General features: G+C 62.0%; 22 protein-coding genes. 16 read left to right on the top strand and 6 right to left on the bottom strand.

All coding sequences use genetic code 11. From position 1 onward, the window contains the following. The first annotated feature begins 78 nt into the window (after positions 1–78). Together QMO82_RS30735 and QMO82_RS30730 are read left to right on the top strand one after the other, a co-directional pair. On the top strand, positions 79–318 hold the full coding sequence (locus tag QMO82_RS30735; RefSeq protein ID WP_017959842.1) for a type II toxin-antitoxin system Phd/YefM family antitoxin: 240 nt from the start codon (positions 79–81) through the stop codon (positions 316–318). Beyond that, positions 318–722 (top strand): type II toxin-antitoxin system VapC family toxin, encoded by a 405-nt coding sequence (locus tag QMO82_RS30730; RefSeq protein WP_183606421.1) that lies wholly within the window; start codon positions 318–320, stop codon positions 720–722. The genes QMO82_RS30735 and QMO82_RS30730 overlap by 1 nt, the downstream gene beginning before the upstream one ends. Here QMO82_RS30730 and QMO82_RS30725 read toward each other — a convergent pair. Both QMO82_RS30725 and QMO82_RS30720 read right to left on the bottom strand, forming a co-directional pair. Further along, the gene (locus tag QMO82_RS30725) at positions 719–1,309 is read right to left on the bottom strand and encodes an NUDIX domain-containing protein (protein ID WP_183606419.1); all 591 of its coding nucleotides are present in this window, start codon (positions 1,307–1,309) and stop codon (positions 719–721) included. The genes QMO82_RS30730 and QMO82_RS30725 overlap by 4 nt on opposite strands. Further along, positions 1,306–3,510 (bottom strand): molybdopterin oxidoreductase family protein, encoded by a 2,205-nt coding sequence (locus QMO82_RS30720; protein WP_183606418.1) that lies wholly within the window; start codon positions 3,508–3,510, stop codon positions 1,306–1,308. Before QMO82_RS30720 ends, QMO82_RS30725 begins: the two co-directional genes overlap by 4 nt. Before the next feature lie 16 nt (positions 3,511–3,526). Here QMO82_RS30720 and QMO82_RS30715 point away from each other — a divergent pair, with 16 nt between their 5' ends. Together QMO82_RS30715 and QMO82_RS30710 are read left to right on the top strand one after the other, a co-directional pair. Continuing rightward, positions 3,527–4,396 carry a 23S rRNA (adenine(2030)-N(6))-methyltransferase RlmJ gene (locus tag QMO82_RS30715; protein ID WP_183606416.1) on the top strand — a complete coding sequence of 290 codons (870 nt, stop codon included), beginning with the start codon at positions 3,527–3,529 and terminating at the stop codon, positions 4,394–4,396. 60 nt (positions 4,397–4,456) lie between these two features. Then, the gene (locus tag QMO82_RS30710) at positions 4,457–5,053 is read left to right on the top strand and encodes a glutathione S-transferase (RefSeq protein ID WP_183606414.1); all 597 of its coding nucleotides are present in this window, start codon (positions 4,457–4,459) and stop codon (positions 5,051–5,053) included. A gap of 77 nt (positions 5,054–5,130) precedes the next feature. Here QMO82_RS30710 and QMO82_RS30705 read toward each other — a convergent pair whose 3' ends face one another. After that, on the bottom strand, positions 5,131–5,766 hold the full coding sequence (locus tag QMO82_RS30705) for an outer membrane protein (RefSeq protein WP_097617553.1): 636 nt from the start codon (positions 5,764–5,766) through the stop codon (positions 5,131–5,133). Between the two features lie 364 nt (positions 5,767–6,130). On the opposite strand from QMO82_RS30705, the gene QMO82_RS30700 reads away from it, so the two are divergent. From QMO82_RS30700 to QMO82_RS30680, 5 genes are all read left to right on the top strand, one after another. Further along, positions 6,131–6,898, top strand: coding sequence for an SDR family oxidoreductase (locus tag QMO82_RS30700; RefSeq protein ID WP_183606412.1), 768 nt, complete (start codon positions 6,131–6,133; stop codon positions 6,896–6,898). Beyond that, positions 6,895–8,937 (top strand): excinuclease ABC subunit UvrC, encoded by a 2,043-nt coding sequence (gene uvrC / locus QMO82_RS30695; protein ID WP_183606410.1) that lies wholly within the window; start codon positions 6,895–6,897, stop codon positions 8,935–8,937. The genes QMO82_RS30700 and uvrC overlap by 4 nt, the downstream gene beginning before the upstream one ends. A gap of 211 nt (positions 8,938–9,148) precedes the next feature. Then, entirely contained in the window at positions 9,149–9,739 is a 591-nt protein-coding gene (pgsA, locus tag QMO82_RS30690) for a CDP-diacylglycerol--glycerol-3-phosphate 3-phosphatidyltransferase (RefSeq protein ID WP_003574129.1), read from the top strand. After that, entirely contained in the window at positions 9,736–9,990 is a 255-nt protein-coding gene (gene moaD / locus QMO82_RS30685) for a molybdopterin converting factor subunit 1 (protein ID WP_025570203.1), read from the top strand. The genes pgsA and moaD overlap by 4 nt, the downstream gene beginning before the upstream one ends. A gap of 151 nt (positions 9,991–10,141) precedes the next feature. After that, entirely contained in the window at positions 10,142–10,603 is a 462-nt protein-coding gene (locus QMO82_RS30680; RefSeq protein WP_183606408.1) for a molybdenum cofactor biosynthesis protein MoaE, read from the top strand. On the opposite strand, the gene QMO82_RS30675 is transcribed toward QMO82_RS30680, so the two are convergent. Next, entirely contained in the window at positions 10,604–11,500 is an 897-nt protein-coding gene (locus QMO82_RS30675) for a branched-chain amino acid ABC transporter permease (RefSeq protein ID WP_183606407.1), read from the bottom strand. Between the two features lie 65 nt (positions 11,501–11,565). Here QMO82_RS30675 and QMO82_RS30670 point away from each other — a divergent pair, with 65 nt between their 5' ends. Together QMO82_RS30670 and QMO82_RS30665 are read left to right on the top strand one after the other, a co-directional pair. After that, positions 11,566–12,111 (top strand): CGNR zinc finger domain-containing protein, encoded by a 546-nt coding sequence (locus QMO82_RS30670; protein WP_183606405.1) that lies wholly within the window; start codon positions 11,566–11,568, stop codon positions 12,109–12,111. Beyond that, entirely contained in the window at positions 12,108–12,611 is a 504-nt protein-coding gene (locus QMO82_RS30665; protein WP_183606403.1) for a hypothetical protein, read from the top strand. Before QMO82_RS30670 ends, QMO82_RS30665 begins: the two co-directional genes overlap by 4 nt. Positions 12,612–12,695: 84 nt before the next feature. Here the strand turns inward: QMO82_RS30665 and ndk are convergent, their stop codons facing one another. Together ndk and QMO82_RS30655 are read right to left on the bottom strand one after the other, a co-directional pair. After that, on the bottom strand, positions 12,696–13,118 hold the full coding sequence (ndk, locus tag QMO82_RS30660; protein ID WP_004680549.1) for a nucleoside-diphosphate kinase: 423 nt from the start codon (positions 13,116–13,118) through the stop codon (positions 12,696–12,698). Between the two features lie 81 nt (positions 13,119–13,199). Beyond that, complete coding sequence (locus QMO82_RS30655) at positions 13,200–13,889, bottom strand: glutathione S-transferase family protein (protein WP_183606401.1); 690 nt, start codon at positions 13,887–13,889, stop codon at positions 13,200–13,202. A gap of 138 nt (positions 13,890–14,027) precedes the next feature. On the opposite strand from QMO82_RS30655, the gene QMO82_RS30650 reads away from it, so the two are divergent. The 5 genes from QMO82_RS30650 (at position 14,028) to QMO82_RS30630 (ending at position 20,809) form a co-directional block, all read left to right on the top strand. Continuing rightward, entirely contained in the window at positions 14,028–14,537 is a 510-nt protein-coding gene (locus QMO82_RS30650) for a DinB family protein (RefSeq protein WP_183606399.1), read from the top strand. Between the two features lie 141 nt (positions 14,538–14,678). Further along, positions 14,679–15,728, top strand: a complete 1,050-nt coding sequence (locus QMO82_RS30645; protein ID WP_183606398.1) for a GGDEF domain-containing protein — start codon at positions 14,679–14,681, stop codon at positions 15,726–15,728. 113 nt (positions 15,729–15,841) lie between these two features. Further along, positions 15,842–17,725 (top strand): ABC-F family ATP-binding cassette domain-containing protein, encoded by a 1,884-nt coding sequence (locus QMO82_RS30640; protein ID WP_183606396.1) that lies wholly within the window; start codon positions 15,842–15,844, stop codon positions 17,723–17,725. Between the two features lie 128 nt (positions 17,726–17,853). After that, positions 17,854–18,699, top strand: coding sequence for a polysaccharide deacetylase family protein (locus QMO82_RS30635; protein ID WP_183606395.1), 846 nt, complete (start codon positions 17,854–17,856; stop codon positions 18,697–18,699). Positions 18,700–18,742: 43 nt separating this feature from the next. Continuing rightward, positions 18,743–20,809 (top strand): prolyl oligopeptidase family serine peptidase, encoded by a 2,067-nt coding sequence (locus QMO82_RS30630; protein WP_277544619.1) that lies wholly within the window; start codon positions 18,743–18,745, stop codon positions 20,807–20,809. Positions 20,810–20,926: the final 117 nt, after the last annotated feature.

Genomic DNA, 20,926 nt, shown 5'->3' with positions numbered 1-20,926 from the left:
CTTGCTTTGCCATACTTGACCAATCAGTTGACCAAGTTTTGCCATGACATTACATTAGAGACAAAGTGGATGGTGGTGATGACTATCAAAGTGAAAGTGGCAGAGGCAAAAACGCATCTCTCGGAGCTTCTGACAAAGGTGGAAGCAGGCGAGGATGTGGTGATATCGCGCGGCAACAACGCGGTCGCCCGCATGATCAAGATCGATGACCGTCGCCAGAGGCTCGATGCCATCCGTGCACTCCGCAGCGAACGGGCAGAACGCGCCGGAGCGACCGCGGCTGAAATTCAGGCCTGGCGACGCGAAGGTCAGCGCTAATGCCGTTCGTGGTCGATGCTTCGGTTGCGGCGGCTTGGTTGCTTCCGGATGAGGAAAGCCGGACTGCCGAAGAAGCCTTGTCGTTTCTCGAAACGGAAGATGCCTTCGTGCCCGATCTCTTCTGGCATGAGATACGCAACATCCTATTGACCGCGGAACGGCGGAAACGCATCTCCACCGAGGACGTGCTCGCTTGTCTCATGCGACTTACCAGCCTGCCGCTACGCACTGTCTCACGAGAAGACCATCTTCCGATCTTACGACTTGCCGGAAAATATCAGCTATCGGCCTATGACGCCGCTTATCTGGCGCTTGCGGTCGCAGAGAACGTATCGCTTGCGACGCTGGACGCCAGACTGGAACGTGCCGCGTCAGCGGAAAATCTCGCCTTCGCCGGAGGTTAGGAAAGCTTCCCCCTGTTCAACAGCGCCCATTGCAAAAGCACGATGGTCTTGGCGTCGAAGATCTCGCCTGTTTCGATCATCGCCGCAGCCTCGTCGAGGGGGATTTCGAGGACCTCGATATCCTCGTGTTCCTCGTCCAGGCCGCCGCCGTCGGCCACGCGGTCGGCGGCGTCGATGAGGGCTGCGAAGAAGTGGACGACTTCGGTGATGGCACCCGGTGAGGGATAGGATTTGAAGAGGAATCGCGCATCGCGCAGACGATAGCCGGTCTCCTCCATAGCCTCGCGACGGATCGCCGCTTCGGGATGATCGTCGTCGAGAAGACCGGCCGGGACTTCGATCATCCAGGCGGGATCGCCGTTGAGATGAACGGCGAGACGGAACTGGCGGACGAGAACGACGAGGTCGCGCTTGGGATCATAAAGCAGGATGCAGGCGGCGGGCGTGCGGTGGTAGATCTCCCGCTTCAGCCGTTGGGTTGCGCCTTTGCGGTCGATATAGTCGAGCAGGTAGCCGCTCAGCCGCGTCCAGCCGTTCGACAGTGTTTCTTCGCTGACGATTTTCACCCTTGATTTCGGCTGCATCATGCTGCGTCCCTGCGAAGCCAGACCTTGTTGTCGTGTACGGCCGCCCCGCCATAGGGCGCGACGGGGTCGGCGCCGGTCAAGACGTTGATGCCCTCGCCGTCGACATGCGCCTTGTTCGGCCAAAGTCCCTCGGCGATCAGCACGCCTGATTTGACTTCGGTGGTAATGCGGGCGTGGAGACGCAGATCACCGCGGCTGTTGCCGATGCGGACAAGATCGCCGTGGGCGATACCAGCGGCGTCGGCGTCGGCCGGATTGATCATCACCTCGGGGCGGCCCTCTTTCTGGCGCGAGGTCTTGGTCTCGGAGAAGCTCGAATTCAGGAAATTGCGCGCAGGCGAGGTGGCGAGGCGGAAGGGATGCTCGGGATCAGCGACTTCGATGACATCGACCTGATCGGGGAAGGCCGGAAGCGCGGCATGCGGTCCGAGCACGCCGATTGCGGCGGGCGGCTTGTTCGGCGCCGGCTGATTGATCCAGTCCGGGCGGAAATGGAACTTGCCATCCGGATGGGCAAAGCCGTTCAGGAAATGGGCGTCCTGGAAAGCCGGCTGACGGTCGAACCATTTGTGTTCGAGGAAATGCTCGTAATCGGGCAGGCCGCTCGATTCGAGGATGCGGTCGACCATCTCGCGGGCGGTGAAACCGAAGCCGGGGCGATCGGCGACGCCGAGGCGTTTGGCCAGTTCCTCGATGACGAAGAGATTGGTGCGCAGGGTGGGTGGCGGCTCGACCAGCTTCGGCCCCAGCAGAATATGGTTCTGGCCGCCGGCCCGATAGATATCGTCATGCTCGACGAACATCGTCGCCGGAATGACGATATCGGCGATCTCGGCCGTTTCGGTCATGAATTGTTCGTGGACGGCGACGAAGAGGTCGTCACGGGCAAAGCCACGCCTGACCAGGCGCTGCTCGGGGGCGATGTTGGCGGGATTGGTGTTCTGGATCAGCATCGCCGTCACCGGGCCGCGATGGCGCAGCGCCACAGGATCGCCGGTCAGCACCCGACCGATCTGCGACTGGTCGAGCATGCGGATATCGGCATCCTTCATCGACCGGCCGGTCAGTTCGGCATTGTTCATGCGGAAGATGTCGCTGTTCGAATGGAAGGCGCCGCCGCCCTCATATTGCCAGGAGCCGAGAACGGTGGCGATCGAGGCGGCCGCATGCATGGCGACCGCGCCATTGCGCTGGCGGGTAAAGCCGTAACCGAGGCGGAAGAAGGTTTTCTTCGTCGTGCCGACGAGTCGGGCGAAGGCTTCGATTTCCTCGACCGACAGGCCGGTGATATCTGCCGCCCATTGCGGCGTCTTCGTCTTCAAATGCGCTTCGAGACCGACGGGATCGTCGGCGTACTTCGCCATGTATTCACGGTCGGCATAGCCGTCGCGGAAGGCGATGTGCATGACGGCGCAGGCGAGTGCTGCATCGGTACCGGGCCTGACGATCAGAGCCATGTCGGCCTGTTTCATCGTCGGGTTGTCGTAGATGTCGATGACGACGATCTTGGCGCCGCGCTCCTTGCGCGACTTGATGGCGTGGGTCATCACGTTGACCTGCGTCGAAACCGCATTGGTGCCCCAGATGACGACGCAATCGGTGCGGCCCATCTCGCGAGGATCGGGGCCGCGCAGCGTGCCGGTCGCCATGGTGAAGCCGGTCCAGGCGGGATTGGTGCAGATCGACGAGAAGAAGCCGGAATAGCGCTTGGCATGACGCAGGCGATCGATCGAATCGCGCTGCACCCAGCCCATGGTGCCGGCATAGAAATAGGGCCAGATCGCTTCGCTGCCGTCCCTCGCCTCGGCCTTCACAAAGGCTTCGGCGATCTCATCCAGCGCAACGTCCCAGGAAATCTGCTGCCACTGCCCTGCCCCCTTGGCGCCGGCGCGGCGCAAGGGGTGCATCAGCCGGTCGGGATGATAGAGCCGCTCGGCATAACGGGCGACCTTGGCGCAGATGACGCCCGATGTGTAGGAATGATCGCCGGCGCCGCGCACGCGGCCGATGCGGCCGTCCTCTGATATCTCGACCTCGAGCGCGCAGGTGGAGGGACAGTCGTGCGGACAGGCCGTGTGGCCGACCTTGCTGTCCAGCTTCTGGGATTTGGCTTGGATGGGGGTCGCAATGTTCATGGCATTTGTATATGCCAAGGCCTGCATGGCCAAAAGCCACAAAAACTCCCCATGACGCGAATTCATACGGACATCAGCGAAAATGAACTACCGCCACATCTACCACGCGGGCAATTTTGCCGATGTGCTGAAACATGCCGTGCTGGCGCGGCTGATCCGCTACATGCAGAAGAAGGACGGGGCGTTCCGCGTACTCGACACGCATGCCGGCATCGGGCTCTACGACCTCTCCTCCGAGGAAGCGCAGAAAACCGGCGAATGGCTGGACGGCATCGGCAAGCTGATGCAGGCCGATCTCGGATCGCAAGTTGCCGAACTGCTGGAGCCCTATCTCGCAGCAATCCGCGAGCTCAACCCTGAGGGCGGCATCCGCTTCTATCCCGGATCGCCGAAACTTGCGCGCATGCTGTTTCGGCCGCAGGACCGCTTGTCGGCCATGGAACTGCATCCCGAGGATTACCTCAGGCTGCACCGGCTGTTCGAGGGCGATCACCACGCCCGCATCACCGAACTCGACGGCTGGCTGGCGCTCGGCGCACATCTGCCGCCGAAAGAGAAGCGCGGCATCGTGCTCGTCGATCCGCCCTTCGAGGAAGAGGACGAATATCAGCGCCTGGCCGAGGGGCTGGAAAAGGCCTATCGCCGTTTTCCCGGCGGCACCTATTGCCTGTGGTATCCACTGAAGAAGGGGGCGCCGATCAAGGAATTCCACGCGACGCTGCAGGCGCAAGACATTCCGAAAATGCTCTGCGCCGAACTCACCGTTCGCAGCGACCGCGGCATAACCGGACTGACGGGCTCGGGCCTCGTCATCGTCAATCCGCCCTTCACACTGAAGGACGAGTTGCACCAGTTGCTGCCGGCGCTAAAGGACCATCTGGCGCAGGACCGTTTCGCCTCGCACCGCGCCTTCTGGCTGCGCGGCGAGACCAAGGCGGTCACGGACGATTGACCCCGTAATCGCCTTCAGGAATAGTCCGCGCCGCAGATTCACAATCTCATCAGGTGTCCCATGAAGCTCCTTTGTTCGCCCGCCTCGCCCTATTCCAACAAGGTGCGGATGGCCGCGCATTTTCTGGAGCTGGAGTTGAACGCCATCCGGGTCGACACCAATACCGCGCCGGCGATCCTGGTGGAGAACAATCCGCTCGGCAAGATCCCGACGCTGCTGACCGATGACGGCGTCTCGATCTATGACAGCGTGGCGATCATGCATTATTTCGACCGGCTGACGAAGGGCGGGCTCTATCCTTCCAAGAAGGGGAAGCGCACGGATGCGGAAATCCTCGAGGCGCTCTGCGACGGCATCTGCGATTGCCTGCTGGCGATCGTCTACGAGCGGCGCTTCCGCGACGAGGAAAAGATTCACCAGCCGTGGATCGACCGGCAATGGAAGAAGGCGACGAGCGGGCTCGCTCACCTCAGCGCCAATCCGCCGAAAACAGGCAAGAAACTCAATGGCGGACATTTCGCGCTGGCCGCGACGCTCGATTATCTCGCGCTGCGCTTCAAGGACCAGTGGGAAGCCGATCATGCGCCGCTCACCGACTGGCTGCGGCAGTTCGACAAGAAATTCCCCGCCCATAACGAGTTCAAGTCCCAGGGCTGAGTGCTTCAGAACAATGAGCCGACAGAAAAAAGCCGGGCGACGTGCCCGGCTTCTTGATGTCGGTATGTTCAGTCGGCTTAGAACTTGACGCCGATACCGAGCTTGACGCTGTTCTCGTCGTAACCGCGCGAGAAGCTGCCGGAGTCGAGGTCGTAGTCCTTGCTCTGGTAGTCGGTGTAACGATATTCCAGGCGCGTCGTGATGTTGTTGGTCACGAAGGCTTCGACGCCGGCGCCGACCGTATAGCCATAGTTCGTCTTGCTTTCGTCCGAGGTGCCGTCGGAAACCTTGACGTCGCCGATGGCAAGACCGGCCGTGCCGTAGAGCAGGAAGGGGTTCATGTCGTAGCCGACGCGGCCACGGACGGAGCCGTTCCAGCCATACTTGTTCTTGACGCCGCCCGAGGAAACGTCGTCGCCGCTGTAGCCGAGGTCGGATTCAACGCCGTAGACGATCTGGCCCGCCTGCCAGTTGTAGCCGGTGAAGACCTGGCCGCCGAAACCATAGGTGTGGCGGTCGGAACCGAAGTCACCCATGTTGTAGGTGCCGGCGCCGCCGAGGTAGAAGCCTTCCCAGTTACCAGCCGGCTTGACCGGAGCATCCTGGGCGACCGGTGCTTCCGGAATCTGGTCGACGGCATCGGCCGCCTGAGCTGCCGAGACGCCCGCAATTGCAAAAACGGAGGCCATGAGGCCAGCAATGAGTACACGCATACTTAGTCTCCTTTCAGTCCCGCGCCGCTTGTCATCTGTCTATCAGTGAAGCATTGGCGGGATATTGCCAGATGTCCCTTCCGGATCGAGACTGAAATTGGAACTCAAATGCGGATTTGAAAGAGCCAAATTGTGATATCATTGTGGCAGCCGCATGGCCGAAATTCGATGTTGCTTTGACGCAACATACATTTCATTAACCCTACTGAAAAGTTAAACTTAAAATACTTATTTTAATAAATCAAATTCTCAAATAATACATAGAATATCCCGCCCGCGGACGCAACCGCACGGCCTATTTATATAACCTTCGCCCGCGCCTATATAGTCGTCAGACAGACTCGCGGGATCAGAAGGCAGGATTTTGAACCACAACAGACTTCGCTCGGCCCTTGTAACCGGGGCCGCCAAAAGAATAGGCCGGGCAATCGCCGAAGACCTTGCTGCAAATGGCTTTTCCGTCGCGATCCACGCGAACGGCTCGATCGGCGAAGCCGAAGAGCTGGCGGCGGAATTGCGGCGGAAGGGATATAGGGCGATCGCGCTGCAGGCCGACCTTACCGATATCGGCGAAACAAGCGCGCTCGTCACAAGGGCGTCGGAAGCGCTCGGGCCGCTCGATCTGCTTGTCAATAACGCGTCGGTGTTCCAGCATGATTCCGTCCGCAGTTTCAACGCCGGCACATGGGCGCTGCACTTCGACCTGCATGTGCGCGCGCCCTCGATCCTTGCTGCCGCCTTCGCGCAGCAAATGCCCGCTGAGGCAGCCGGGCTGATCGTCAACATCATCGACCAGCGGGTCTGGGCGCTCAGACCCAGCTTCTATTCCTATACTCTCTCCAAGTCCGCGCTGTGGACGGCGACACAGACGCTTGCCCAGGCATTGGCGCCGGGCATCCGCGTCAATGCCATCGGCCCCGGCCCTGCGATGCCGAGCGAACGGCAGACGCAGGAGGACTTCCAAGCGCAGGTCTCAGCCCTTATCTTGCAGCGAGGGCCAGCGCTGGAGGAATTCGGACAAACGATTCGCTTTCTTTACGACACGCCCTCGATCACCGGCCAGATGATTGCCCTCGACGGCGGCCAGCACCTTGCCTGGCAGACGCGCGACGTGGCGGAGATTACGGAATGAACGGACGAAAGCTGCCGGATGGCGGCGTTCTCTACGACGATACGGATGAGAGCGAAGACGATATCGAGGTGGAAGGCGACATTTCCGCCGCCGCCCCGCTTGCGACCACGGTCGACTGGAACGCGGGCAGCCTCAACGAGACCGGGCTGATCGGCGCCGAACTGATCGGCGAATTCGTCAAGCGGCTGCCGAACAGCCCCGGCGTCTACCGGATGTTCAATGCCGAGGGCGACGTGCTCTATGTCGGCAAGGCGCGCAGCCTGAAGAAGCGGGTCGGCAATTACGCCGTCGGCCGCGTGCATTCCAACCGCATCGCCCAGATGGTGCGGCAGACGGCGAACATGGAGTTCGTGACGACGCGCACGGAAACCGAAGCGCTGCTCCTGGAAGCGAATCTGATCAAGCGCTTGCGGCCGCGCTTTAACGTGCTGCTGCGCGACGACAAGTCCTTTCCCTACATCCTCATCACCGGCGATCACCGGGCGCCTGCCATTTTCAAGCATCGCGGTGCGAGAGCGCGAAAGGGCGACTACTTCGGACCTTTCGCTTCGGCCGGCGCCGTCGGACGCACGATCAATTCGCTGCAGCGCGCCTTCCTGATCCGCACCTGCACCGACAGCGTCTTCGAAACGCGCACGCGCCCCTGCCTGCTCTACCAGATCAAGCGCTGTTCCGGGCCGTGCACCCATGAGGTCAGCGACGAGGGTTACGGCGAACTGGTGCAGGAGGCGAAGGACTTCCTGTCCGGCAAAAGCCAGAAGGTGAAGTCGCATATGGCCGAGGCCATGAACCAGGCGGCCGAGGACCTCGATTTCGAGCGGGCGGCAATCTATCGCGATCGCCTGGCGGCACTGTCGCATGTGCAAAGCCACCAGGGCATCAATCCGGCCGGCGTCGAAGAGGCCGACGTTTTCGCCATCCATCACGAGGGCGGCATTTCCTGCATCCAGGTGTTCTTCTTCCGCACCGGCCAGAACTGGGGCAACCGCGCCTATTTCCCCAAGGCCGATCCGCAACTGTCCGGCGCCGAAGTGCTGAATGCCTTCCTCGCCCAGTTCTACGACGACAAGCCGGTGCCGAAGCAGATCATGCTGTCGGAAACGATCGACGAGCTGGAGCTGCTTGCGGCAGCCCTCAGCGAAAAGGCCGCTCACAAGGTTTCCATCCTCGTGCCGCAGCGCGGCGAGAAGCGCGATCTGGTCGACCATGTGGTCGCCAATGCGCGCGAGGCGCATGGGCGAAAGCTCGCCGAGACGGCGTCGCAATCGCGGCTGCTCGAAGGTTTCAAGGAGACGTTCGGGCTAACCTATGCGCCGCAGCGCATCGAGATCTACGACAACTCGCACATCATGGGCACCAATGCCGTCGGCGGCATGGTGGTCGCGGGGCCGGAAGGTTTCGTCAAGAACCAGTACCGCAAGTTCAACATCAAATCGACCGACATCACCCCCGGCGACGACTTCGGCATGATGAAAGAGGTGATGATGCGGCGGTTCTCGCGGCTGATCAAGGAAGAAGGCATTCCCGACCGGACGGCGGAGAAGGCCACTTCCGATGCCGCCGACATGCCCTTCCCGGCCTGGCCGGATGTCATTCTCATCGACGGCGGCCAGGGGCAGATGACGGCGGTGCGCGCCATCCTTGCCGAGCTCGGCATCACCGACAGTGTGACGGCGATCGGCATCGCCAAGGGTGTCGACCGCGATGCCGGACGCGAACGCTTCTTCCCGCCGGGACGCGAGAGTTTTACGCTGCCGCCGCGCGATCCGGTGCTCTATTTCATCCAGCGGATGCGCGACGAGGCGCATCGTTTCGCGATCGGCTCACACCGGGCGCGGCGCAAGAAGGAAATGGTCAAGAACCCGCTCGACGAGATCGGCGGCATCGGCCCATCGCGCAAACGGGCGTTGCTTCAGCATTTCGGCACGGCGAAGGCAGTTTCGCGCGCCGCCCTGTCCGACCTGATGACGGTGGAAGGCATCTCGGAAGCGGTCGCCAGGCAGGTCTACAACCATTTCCACGACGACGCCGCGAAATAACCGGCCTCCGTCGCAAATTCCACGCAAAGGCGGTGGAAAGACAGAAAGAATGTTGACGGTCCCCGGCCAAAGCCGTCATCTACCGCATCGGCCCGAAAATCGGAATCGATTGGAAAGCACGATGCGCAGGTTCACAATGTTACAGCGTCTTTTGCGCGTCTGAAAAGCCGCGCGGTGCTGTGGCAGCGCATCAATTCAGAGAAACGATCCCATGGCATCGCGTGCGTATAGCATTCCCAATCTTCTGACCTACGGCCGTATCCTCGCGGTACCGCTGATCGTTCTCTGCTTCTTCATCGAGGGCAGGCTGTCGATCAGCAACACGGCGCGTTGGGTAGCGCTGTGGATCTTCGTCATCGCCTCGCTCACCGATTTCCTCGACGGTTATCTCGCGCGCATCTGGAACCAGACGTCGAATATCGGCCGCATGCTCGATCCGATCGCCGACAAGCTGCTGGTCGCCTCGATCCTGCTGCTGGTCGCGGCCGACCAGACCATCGCCGGCTGGTCGATCTGGGCGGCGATCACCATTCTCTGCCGCGAAATCCTGGTTTCCGGCCTGCGCGAATATCTGGCAGCGCTGAAAGTCAGCGTGCCGGTGACGCGGATCGCCAAATGGAAGACCACGCTGCAGCTCGTCGCCATCGCCTTCCTGCTCGCCGGCCCGGCCGGCGACGAGATTTTCCCCTATACGACGCAGACCGGCATCGCGCTCTTGTGGATCGCCGCACTGCTGACCATCTATACCGGCTACGACTATTTCCGCGCCGGGCTGAAACATATCGTGGATGACGAGGAATGACGCGGCTTGTCTATTTCGCATGGGTGCGCGAGCGCATCGGCAAGGGCGAGGAGGAGATCGACCTCCCCTCCTCCGTCGTCACCGTCGCCGATCTCCTAAATCATTTGAAGACGCTGGGCGAGGAATATGAGACCGCACTTCAATATCCCGAGGTGATCCGCGTGGCGCTGGATATGGAGCATGTCGAGCATGACGAGCCGATTGGCGCTGCACGGGAGATCGGGATCTTTCCGCCGATGACGGGGGGGTGAGGCCCGGTCCGCTTGGGCTTTGGAAACTGACGATGGCAAGGACTGCGTCTTCCTTTCTCTCCCTCATTCCTGTCCTCGGGCTTGACCCGAGGACAGGAATGAGGGAGCCCGGGGTTAGCGGTAACCTTCCAAATCGACTGAGGTCTGCAAAGTGACCGTCGCCCCCACCATCCGCGTCCAGCACGAAGACTTCGACCTGCAAGCCGAGGTCAATCTGCTCTCCAAGGGCAAAGCCGGTATCGGCGCCGTCGTCACTTTTTCCGGCCTCTGCCGCGATGAAGGCGGCACGCTGGCGGCTCTCGAACTCGAGCATTATCCCGGCATGGCGGAGGCGGAGATGCGGCGAATCGGCGATCTTGCCATTGCGCGTTTCGGACTTCTCGGGCTGACCGCCATCCACCGCTACGGCAAGATCGCGGCCGGCGAGAATATCGTGCTGGTCGTCGCAGCCGCGCCGCACCGGCAGGCGGCATTCGACGGCGCCAATTTCGTCATGGATTTCCTGAAGACCGCAGCCCCCTTCTGGAAGAAGGAGCACGGCAAGGACGGCGCCACCGGCGACTGGGTCGCGGCCAGAGACGCCGACGATGCGGCGCGCGACAGGTGGAAGTAATCAGAGAACGACACGCTCCCTGCGGCTCATGACCAGGAGCATGACGAGCAGCGAGAAGATGACCAGATCACGCCAGACGAAGGGGCCGTAAGCGCCCCATAGGGTTTCGACGACGGCGAGCCCGGCAGCGCCGCCTGCCGAGCGTAGCGGGTCGGAGTAGCCGCCGACAGCCGCGATCAACAGTACCTTCAGCCCGAACATCAGGCCGGCGCCGAAATCCATCGAGCCGTAGTAGAAGGTGGCGAGGATGCCGCAGATGGTGGCGACGAGGCTAGCTGCAGCATAGGCGACGAGAAAGACGCGATCGGCGCTGGTGCCGCAAAGCTCGGCGGCCAGCGGATCGTCGGTGACGGCGCGCCAGACGCGGCCCCAGGCCGTGCGTCTGAGGATCAGCGTACCCACCGCGACCATGACTGCCATCAGCGCCGTGTTGATCAGCTGGATATAGGTGAGCGTCACCTTGAACGGACCATCGCTCCAGAAGACCACCGTGTCGTTCAGAAACGGCGGTAGCCAGATCGCCCTTGTATCGGCGGCAAGCCGGGCGGTCTCCATCAGCACGATCATGATGCCGAGGGCGGCAACGATCACCGTGTTCGGCGATTTGCTGACGAGCGGCAGCATGATCGAGCGGCCGATCCAGATGCCCGCCGCCAGCGAATAGACGATCGCCGCGCCGGCGCCGATAGCAAGGGCGGCCGGCAGCACCAGCCAGAACCTGACATAGGCGAGTTCGGTGAAGAGCAGCAGGATCTGGCCTGCGAAGGCGAAGATCGCCCCATAGGTGATGTCGGCCCGTTTCGTCACGCCGAAGGCGACGGCATAACCGAAGGCGAGCGCGGCATAGAGCGCGGCCAGTGGAACCGCGTTTGCCAGCTGCTGCAGAAGATAGGCCATTCCATGCACTCCGCGTCGTCAAAATTATAACTGGTAAAACCTATTTCACCAGTTATAATTTCATCATGAGCTTTTCCTGGACCCCTCACCGCTTTGCCGGCGGCGCACTGGCGCTCGATGTCGCCAACAGCGTCGTGCTTCGCCACGATGAAGCGCGGCGGATCGACCGCTTCGCGATTGGGGCGCAGATGCGGGACTTTACGCACGCCGCCGCAAAATTCTGCGCCGAACGCGCCCTCTTCGGTGATATCGCGCCGGTCTCGGCGGAAAACGAGCGGGATTTCATCGCCCTGCGGGAAGCAATCGACCTCTATTTCCGCAAGCGTATACTCGATGGCGGCGACGACCAACTGCTGGCCGCGCTGCTGGTAGCGATGGCGAGAACGTTGCGGGAAGCAAGCCCCGCCAGCCTGGCCGCGGCCACCGCCCATTCGGTGCTGCGGCTGCTCGCCATGCCGGATCCCCAGCGCATGAAGATCTGCGGCAATTGCGGCTGGCTGTTCATCGACCGCAGCAAGAACAGGAGCCGGGCCTGGTGCGACATGGCGGTCTGCGGCAACCGCGCCAAGGCCAATCGGCACTACCGCCGCAAGAAGGAGGAGACGCCATGAGGAAACATCTGATCGCAGCGGCTGCGGCAACCGGCCTTCTGCTCTCGGCCTGCCAGCGCCAGGCGGAAAACCTGGTCGAGGTTACCGGCCATCTCTTCGTCTTCAACTATCGGGTGGCGAGCGCCACCTATCTGCTGACGCTGAAGAAGACCGGCCCCATCCCCGACGGTTCGGTGATCATCGCCGAATTCGAAAATCCGCAAGGCGGTGATCCGCTGGTGCTGAACCAGAAAATCTACCCGATCGACGAAAAGATCGCGCTGCAGAGCGAAAACCTGCACTGCGTGCGCAAGGACCGTCCCTATTCCGTCAGTGTCCGGCTGGTGGACAAGGATGGCAAGGTACTGCAGGAGTTGAAGACTGAGTTTCGCTCCGACCTCGACCAGACCGTCCTGCCGAGCAAGCCGCTCGTCGTTGGTGCGCTCTATGACAAGAACCCAGAGGTCTTCAAGCCCGACGGCAGCGTCGATTTTTCGAATACCGATAAATGCCCGGTATAGAGAAATGCATAGAAAAAGCCGGAGCAAAGCCCCGGCTTTCGAGAGTCAATTCAAGGCATTGCCAGCCAAAGCCGAAGCGTGGTCTCAGCCGACGATCTCGGTGTCGGAGAACCAGTACTTGATTTCCTGGGCAGCCGTTTCCGGAGCATCCGAGCCGTGAACGGAGTTTTCGCCGATCGAAAGGGCGTGAACCTTGCGGATCGTGCCTTCGTCAGCGTTTGCCGGGTTGGTTGCGCCCATAATCTCGCGGTTCTTGAGGATCGCGCCTTCGCCTTCCAGCACCTGGACGACGGTCGGGCCGGAGGTCATGCCTTCGACCAGTTCGCCGAAGAAGGGACGGTCCTTGTGAACGGCGTAAAAGCCTTCAGCTTCGCGGCGGCTCATCCAGACGCGCTTGGAGGCGACGACGCGCAGACCGGCATCTTCGAGCATCTTGGTGATGGCGCCAGTCAGGTTGCGCTTGGTTGCGTCAGGCTTGATCATCGAGAAGGTGCGTTCAATCGCCATAGTCAAATCCTCTGTTTTCTCGGGAAAAGTGGGCGGTCTTTACCCGCCCCAACGCCCGAAAACAAGAGGTCGGCGGCAATTTCACGCCGCTGTCACAGTCCGGCCCCGGCTTTGGTGAAGATCGAGGCAGCGTTCGAACCAGGCCATGACGGGATCGACGGCGGCCAGCATGGTAAGACCGGCGGAGACACGCAGCCATTGCAGTGCCCCGAAGACGATATAATCGGCAAAGAGCGGTGCCTGCCCGCCGATGAAGGGTTGGAACTTCAGCATGTGCCGCAGCGGCTCCAGCTTGGCGGCGAAGGCGGCCTTCTCCGCCTCGCTATCGGCGGCAACCACTTCCAGGGGCTTGCCGAGCCGAGCCTCCCGGCTTTCGCGGAAATAGGCCTTGTCGCCCTCGTCGAGGTTCGCATGGATGTCGAGAAGAGCGATGCGCATGATCGCCGGATGGATGATCATCTGCGAATAACCTTCGACCATGCGCGACAGCGCCTTGCCGCCCTCGCCGCCGAACAACGACGGCCGTTCGGGATAGACCTCCTCCAGATAAAGGGCGATGTCGAAACTGTCGGGGACCAGCCGGCCGTTATCGTCGAGCACCGGCACGGTCGACGAGACGCCGCCGCCGATCGCGCGGATGCGGGCGTAGGTCGTCGGAATCTCCTCGAAATCGAGCCCCTTATGCGCCAGCGCCATCACCGCCTTCCAGCAATGGGGTGAAAAGAAGCGCCGCTCGTCGGCGCCGCAGAGGGAATAGAGGGCTCTGGTCATGACAGTCCTTTCGAGATCACGGCTCCATCCATTCCACGACAGAAAGCGCCTGCGATCAAATCAGGAAATTTCATGGGCGCATCACTGCGATTTCAGGGGAAACCGGGCTAGACTGCGGCGACGACCAGGGGGGACCGGATGCTCAGGCACTACAGGATGTTCGCCGCTTATAACCGCTGGGCCAATGCTCAGGTCTACGCGGCGGCGGCCGACCTCAGCGACGCAGACTTCCGCAGCGACCGCGGCGCCTTTTTCGGCTCGCTGCATCGAACGCTCAATCATCTGCTCGTCGCCGACCGGATTTGGATGAAGCGCTTCACCGGCACCGGCGAAGCGCCGGCGCCACTCGATGCCGTGCTCTTCGACGATCTGGAGGCGCTGGCCGCCGCACGCAACGCAGAGGACGAGCGGATCATTGCCTGGACGGGCATGCTGGATGAGGCGGTGCTTGCCGGAAACTTCACCTACGTGCCGGTGACGCAGCCGATCGAGATCACCCAGCCGCTGTCGAGCGCACTCGCGCATCTCTTCAACCACCAGACCCATCATCGCGGCCAGTGCCATATGACGCTGACGGCGCTCGGCAAGCCGAGCCTCATGCTTGATCTCATCTATTTTCTGCGCAGCGAGGGCCGTGAATGGATGTGAGGCCGTCACCATCAAGCTGGCGTTAACCGCCTTTGCCGGTTTCCCCGCAAATCCCGAGCTTTTCGTTGAAAATTCAGCCTCTCTTAAAAGCTTGCGGGCATAGCGGGATGTGAGAGATGAGGCTGGGCCGCGAGGATCGTCATGCAGAATGCAAGCGCAAACGCATTGGTGCCGCGCGAGGCCGCACGTTCGGCGCCGGTGGCGGATATCCAGAAGATTGCCCAGCATATGGCGCGCCTCAACGTCGCTGCGCTGCCGCGCAATTACGAACTCTTCCATGAGGCGATCGTCGGGCTCAATGCCGGCCTTGCGCAGGATATCGCAGCCCTCGGGCCGCAGCCGCAGCAGCCGATGCTCGATGAACTCGGCCTGAAATACCGGCTCGTCGGCCATTGCGGGCTGGCGGGCGAGACGTCACGCAACGAGGCGAGCCGGATGTTGCGCGATGTGGCGGAAAGGCTTGCCGAAGGCCTGAAGCACAAGAATGCCTTTGCGCGCGCCTGCAGCACGATCCTGAAATCCGTTTCCGGCAACGACAATCAGAGCCTTGCCGCCTTCCTCAGCGAGATCGACTATCTCACCGCCTCGCTGACGACAGCGCTGTCGGCGGAGATGGAAATCGGCGCCAGACTGCAGGACGACATCAAGACGCTGGAAACGCTGGAGCGCGGCATTTCGGCGATGCAATCGGCCGCTGTGGCCGACAGGATCACCGGGCTTCCGAACCGCATCGCGCTGAACCGGACGATGGCAGAGCTCTACGAGCGCGAAGAAGGTGCGGCGGGCAGCGCGCTGATGATGGTCGATATCGACAATTTCACCGAGCTCAACGACAAATACGGCACGCAGGCCGGCAACAAGCTTCTGAAGAAGCTCGCCGGGCTCTTTCGCAAATGTATCAAGAAGAACGATTTCGTCGCCCGCACCGAGGCGGATGAATTCGCCTTGCTGTTTTCCAATGTCGGCATGCACGATGCGATCACGATCGCCGAGCGCCTGCGCGCCTCCGTCGAGGACAATCTCGTCTTCGCGACATCCGACAAGGCCGATCCCGGCCGGCTCACCATCTCGATCGGCGTGGCGCTCAGTGCTGACGCGGCAACGCCGGGCCAGTTGCAGGCCAATGCCCGCGTGGCGCTTCTCGCCGCCCAGTCGAATCCCCGCCAGCCGGTGCAAGCTTTCGGGCGCTAAGGGGCATAAGCATACTTGGCGCGGGGGGGCAAGCAGCTTTCCGGGGGACAAGCAAGCTTGTCCCGGGAGAAAGCGCTCTTGCCTTGGCGAGCGCTTTCGGCCAAAACCCGGCCATGATCACGCTCACCGACATATCCGCCCGCATTGCAGGCCGCCTGCTTCTCGACAATGCCAGCATTTCGCTGCCTTCGGGCACGAAGGCGGGGCTCGTCGGGCGCAACGGCGCCGGCAAGTCCACGCTGTTTCGCGTCATCACCGGCGATCTCGGCTCGGAGACCGGATCGGTGTCGATCCCGAAGGCTGCACGCATCGGCCAGGTGGCGCAGGAAGCACCGGCAACCGAGGACGCCCTGATCGAGATCGTGCTTGCCGCCGACAAGGAACGCAAAGCCCTCATCACCGAAGCGGAAACGGCGACCGATCCGCACCGCATCGCCGAAATCCAGATGCGCCTCGTCGATATCGACGCGCATTCGGCAGAAGCCCGCGCGGCGAGCATTCTTGCCGGGCTCGGCTTCGACCAGGCGGCGCAGGCCCGCCCCGCCTCCTCCTTTTCCGGCGGCTGGCGCATGCGCGTCGCCCTTGCCGCCGTGCTGTTTTCCGAGCCGGACCTGCTGCTGCTCGACGAGCCGACCAACTATCTCGACCTCGAAGGCACGCTGTGGCTGGAAGACTATGTCAGGCGCTATCCGCACACCGTCATCATCATCAGCCACGATCGTGACCTGCTGAACAATGCAGTCAATGCGATTGTCCATCTCGACCAGAAGAAGCTCACCTTCTATCGCGGCGGTTACGACCAGTTCGAGCGGCAGAAGGCTGAGGCCGACGAGCTGCAGACCAAGGCCAAGGCCAAGAACGACGCGGCCCGCAAACATCTGCAGAGCTTCATCGACCGCTTCAAGGCCAAGGCTTCCAAGGCACGCCAGGCGCAGTCCCGCGTCAAGGCGCTCGAGCGCATGGGAACGGTTGCCGCGGTGATCGAGGATCACGTAACGCCGATCACCTTTCCCGAGCCGGAAAAGCAGCCGGCTTCGCCGATCGTCGCCATCCAGGGCGGCGCCGTCGGCTACGAGCCCGGCAATCCGATCCTGAAGAACCTCAACCTGCGCATCGACAATGACGACCGCATCGCCCTGCTCGGCTCGAACGGCAACGGCAAATCGACCTTCGCCAAATTCATCTCAGGGCGACTTGCACCCGAGAGCGGCGAAGTGAAGCTGGCGCCGAGCCTGAAGATCGGCTTCTTCGCGCAGCACCAGCTCGACGACCTCATTCCCGAGCAGTCGCCGGTGGAGCATGTGCGCCGGCTGATGCCCGGCGCGCCGGAGGCCAAGGTGCGCGCCCGCGTCGCCCAGATGGGGCTTGCGACCGAGAAGATGTCGACGGCCGCCAAGGATCTTTCCGGCGGCGAAAAAGCCCGTCTGCTGATGGGGCTTGCCGCCTTCCATGCACCCAACCTGCTGATCCTCGACGAGCCGACCAACCATCTCGACATCGACAGCCGCCGCGCGCTGATCGAGGCGCTGAACAATTACGAAGGCGCCGTCATCCTGATCTCGCACGATCGCCATCTGATCGAGGCGACGGTCGACCGGCTGTGGCTGGTCAATGGCGGTACGGTCACGAGTTTCGAAGGCGATATGGACGAGTATCGCGACCTGATCGTCACATCCGGTAAAAAAAAAGAAGAAAAGCCGCAGCTAGCTGAAGATGCAACGTCGAAGGCGGAGCAGCGCAAGCTCAACGCCGAACGTCGCGCCTCGCTGACGCCGCTCAGAAAAAAGATCAACGAAATCGAATCCTTGACGGCCAAGCTGGAGAAACAGATTCAGGCGCTTGATGCGGAACTTGCTGATCCGGCCCTCTACGAGAAGACACCCGCCAAGGCGGCCGAGAAAGCAAAGCAGCGCGGCGAAGCGGCGGCAAAGCTCGCCGCCGCCGAGGAAGACTGGCTGATGCTGTCGGCCGAATACGAAGAAGCGATGGCGGGATAGCCACAGGCCTTTTATAAAGCGTGGCGAAGTGCCGCGGATCGGCACAATTCCCGCCACTCTCAACCAATCGTTAACCATAATTCGAAAGGTTGTCTCAACATTCGTTACCGATTTGTTGAGCCCTTTCCATGTACCGTTTTTTCGTTCTGTCCTGCATGGCCCTGACGGCCACCCTTTCGGCCTGCAGCACCACCAGACAATCCCCGCCCGACACATCGATCAAGACCTCCTCGGTGATTGCACCCGAGGGGCGGAAGCTTGCCTATTCCGGCGACGATGCGCCGCCGCGCATGACCGGCTGGCACCATCTGGCCGGGCGGACGCTGGAGGTTTCCTCGCTTGCCGATCTCAAGCTGCAGGACAAGGAAGTGATCCTAAGCTTCGACGACGGCCCGATCCCCGGCCGGACCGACAAGGTGCTGGCAATCCTCGACCAGTTCGGCGTCAAGGGCGCCTTCATGATGGTCGGCGAAATGGCCGAAATGCACCCGGCGCTGGCCCGCAAGGTCGCGGAGGACGGCAACACGATCGGCAGTCACACCTATGACCACGCCAATTTGAGTTCACTTGATTTCGACGCGGCGATGGCCGAGGTGATCAAGGGCGAATTGGCGGTGACCAAGGCGACGGGAACCGATGTCTCCTTCTTCCGCTTCCCCTATCTTGCCGAGAGCCACAGGCTGCGCGCCGCGATCGCCATGCGCGAAATGGTGGTCATGGATGTCGATATCGACAGCAAGGACTATTTCGCCATAACGCCGGCCTCCGTGACGCAGCGGACGATGGATCTGCTGCACAAGCGCGGCCGCGGCATCATCCTGATGCATGACATTCACAAACGCACGGCGACGATGCTGCCGACCCTGCTTTCGGAACTCGAAGCCGAAGGCTACAAGGTGGTGACGCTGAAATTCAAGAAGACGCCGGTGCCGAACAACGTCCTCGCCTCAGCCGATTTCGTGACGATCCGCTAAGGCGGGTTGCCAAGTCTGGACCGGCTGCCTAGATCTTGGCGACATCAACGGAAGCGGCAGGTCGGACATGAACCTTCATCTCGAAACGGACGAGGATCCGCGCACCCGCCAGTTCATCGACGAGCACAACGGGCTTTCCGACGCGGCATTGCGAACCCCGGAATTCGCCAGGGATCGCGACGCGATCAAGGCGCTGATCGAGCGGCAGGACAGGCTGATCGTCCCGATGCGCCGCGGCGCGTGGCTGTTCGATTTCCGGCAGAGCAAGGACAATCCGCTCGGCGTCTGGCTCCGCCTGCCCGCAGACCAGGCGCCCCTGCCCGATGCCGCCTGGGAGCCGGTCTTCGATCTCGACGCCTTCTGCGTGAGCGAAGGCAAGCGCTGGAACTGGCGCGGCGCCGTCACCTGCCCGTGGGAGCCGACGCGGGTGCTGCTTACGCTTTCGGACGGCGGCTCCGACCTTCTCCGGCTGCTCGAATTCGACGCCGAGAGCAAACAGATCGTCGAGGGCGGTTTCGATACGCCGGCGGCGCGCTCGCACGCCAATTGGCTGAGCCGCGACGAGATCTGCTATTTCGGTTCCATCGACCGATTTTCGGCGACCCGCTCGGGATGGCCGCGGGTCGGGCGGCGATTGAAGCGCGGGCAGCGGCCGGAAGAGGCCGCCATCATGTTCGAGGCCGCCGACGAGGACGTTTACGGTTTCAATCTCGTCATCGACCCTGCCCTGTGGGGCGCTTCGGCGGATGCCGGACTGATCGATATTTTCGTCGCCGCCCATGAGATCGGCGTTTCGAGCGCGTTCCTGATCGGCAAAGACGGCGCGCGGCGGCGCATCGATCTGCCTGAGCAGGCGGACTTCCAGTTCAATCACGATCATTGCCTCTGGCGGGCTAAGACGGACGAGCGCGTCGCGACAGGCAGCCTCGTGCTGCAGCGTTTCGATCCCAGCTCGGAGACAACAGTGCTCGGGCCGGAGCGGATCCTGTTTCAGCCCAGCGAGGGCCAGGCGATCTCGCAGATGATGCTGATGCGCGAGTGGTGTGTCTTCATCATCTCCGATCGGCTGCGGCCGCGTCTCATGGTGCTGGACCTGACGAGGCCCGATGCCGAACAGCGCGAGATCGGCCTGCCGGCGGACATGCAGACAGCTCATTTCAGGCCGCTTCATGCCGATCTGCATCTTGGCGACGATACGCTCTGCATCATCGGTCAAGGCTTCCTGCAGCCTCCGGCCTGTTACCGCCTCGAGCTGTCGGATCGCAGCAGAGAGGCCGAGCCGATTTTCGTCGCCGCAGCGCCGCGCTATTTCGATGCGACCGATATGTCATCCGAACTGCTGGAGGCCGTTTCCGAGGACGGAACCAGGGTTGCGTACCGGCTGGTCCTGCCGAAGCAGTGGATCAAGGGCGCGCTGCCGGTGCTGCTGTACGGCTATGGCGGCTTCGATGTTTCGCTATCGCCGAACTATTCCGGCGTGACCGGACGCTGGCTGGAGCAAGGCGGCGCCTATGTGCAGGCCTATATCCGCGGCGGCGGCGAATTCGGCCCCGACTGGTATAGCAGCGCCAAGCGGCATGGGCGCGACCGGGCGTTTGCCGATTTCGTCGCCATCGCCCGCGACCTCGTCGCCCGCGGCTACACCGTGCCGTCACGAATCGCCTGCCAGGGCGGCAGCAATGGCGGCCTGCTGACCGGGGTGATGCTGACGCGTTACCCACAGGATTTCGGCGCCGTCTGGTGCCAGGTGCCGGTGCTCGACATGATACGCTTCCACCTGTTCAGCGCAGGACAGGCCTGGATGGATGAATATGGCGATCCCGAGATGCCGGAAGACCGGGATTTCATGCTCGGCTATTCGCCGCTTCACAATGTCAGGCCGGCAACGGAGGTTGCCTATCCGCCGATCTATATCGAAAGCTCCGCCAATGACGACCGCGTGCATCCGTCGCATGCGCGCCGCTTTGCCGCCCGGCTGGAAGAGGCAGGACACCGGCCGCTCTTTCATGAATTCGGCTCGGGGGGGCATGGCGGCGACGGCAATTCCGAGGAGCGCGCCGCCCGCGCGGCGATGGGTTACAGCTTCCTTCGCCAAACTATCATGAGGTAGACGGACCATCATGCGCTAGGATGCAACAGAATGGAGGAGGAGAGCTTGTCGGCGCGACTCTTTCTGCTACAAACAGGCTCAATAAATCATACTTTTTAAAACAGACTCGAGCGAAAC

Source organism: Rhizobium sp. BT04 (assembly GCF_030053135.1).
Classification (GTDB): Bacteria; Pseudomonadota; Alphaproteobacteria; order Rhizobiales; family Rhizobiaceae; genus Rhizobium; species Rhizobium binxianense.
The sequence above is the reverse complement of the archived record's forward strand: the minus strand, read 5'-3'. Positions and strand labels throughout refer to the sequence as shown.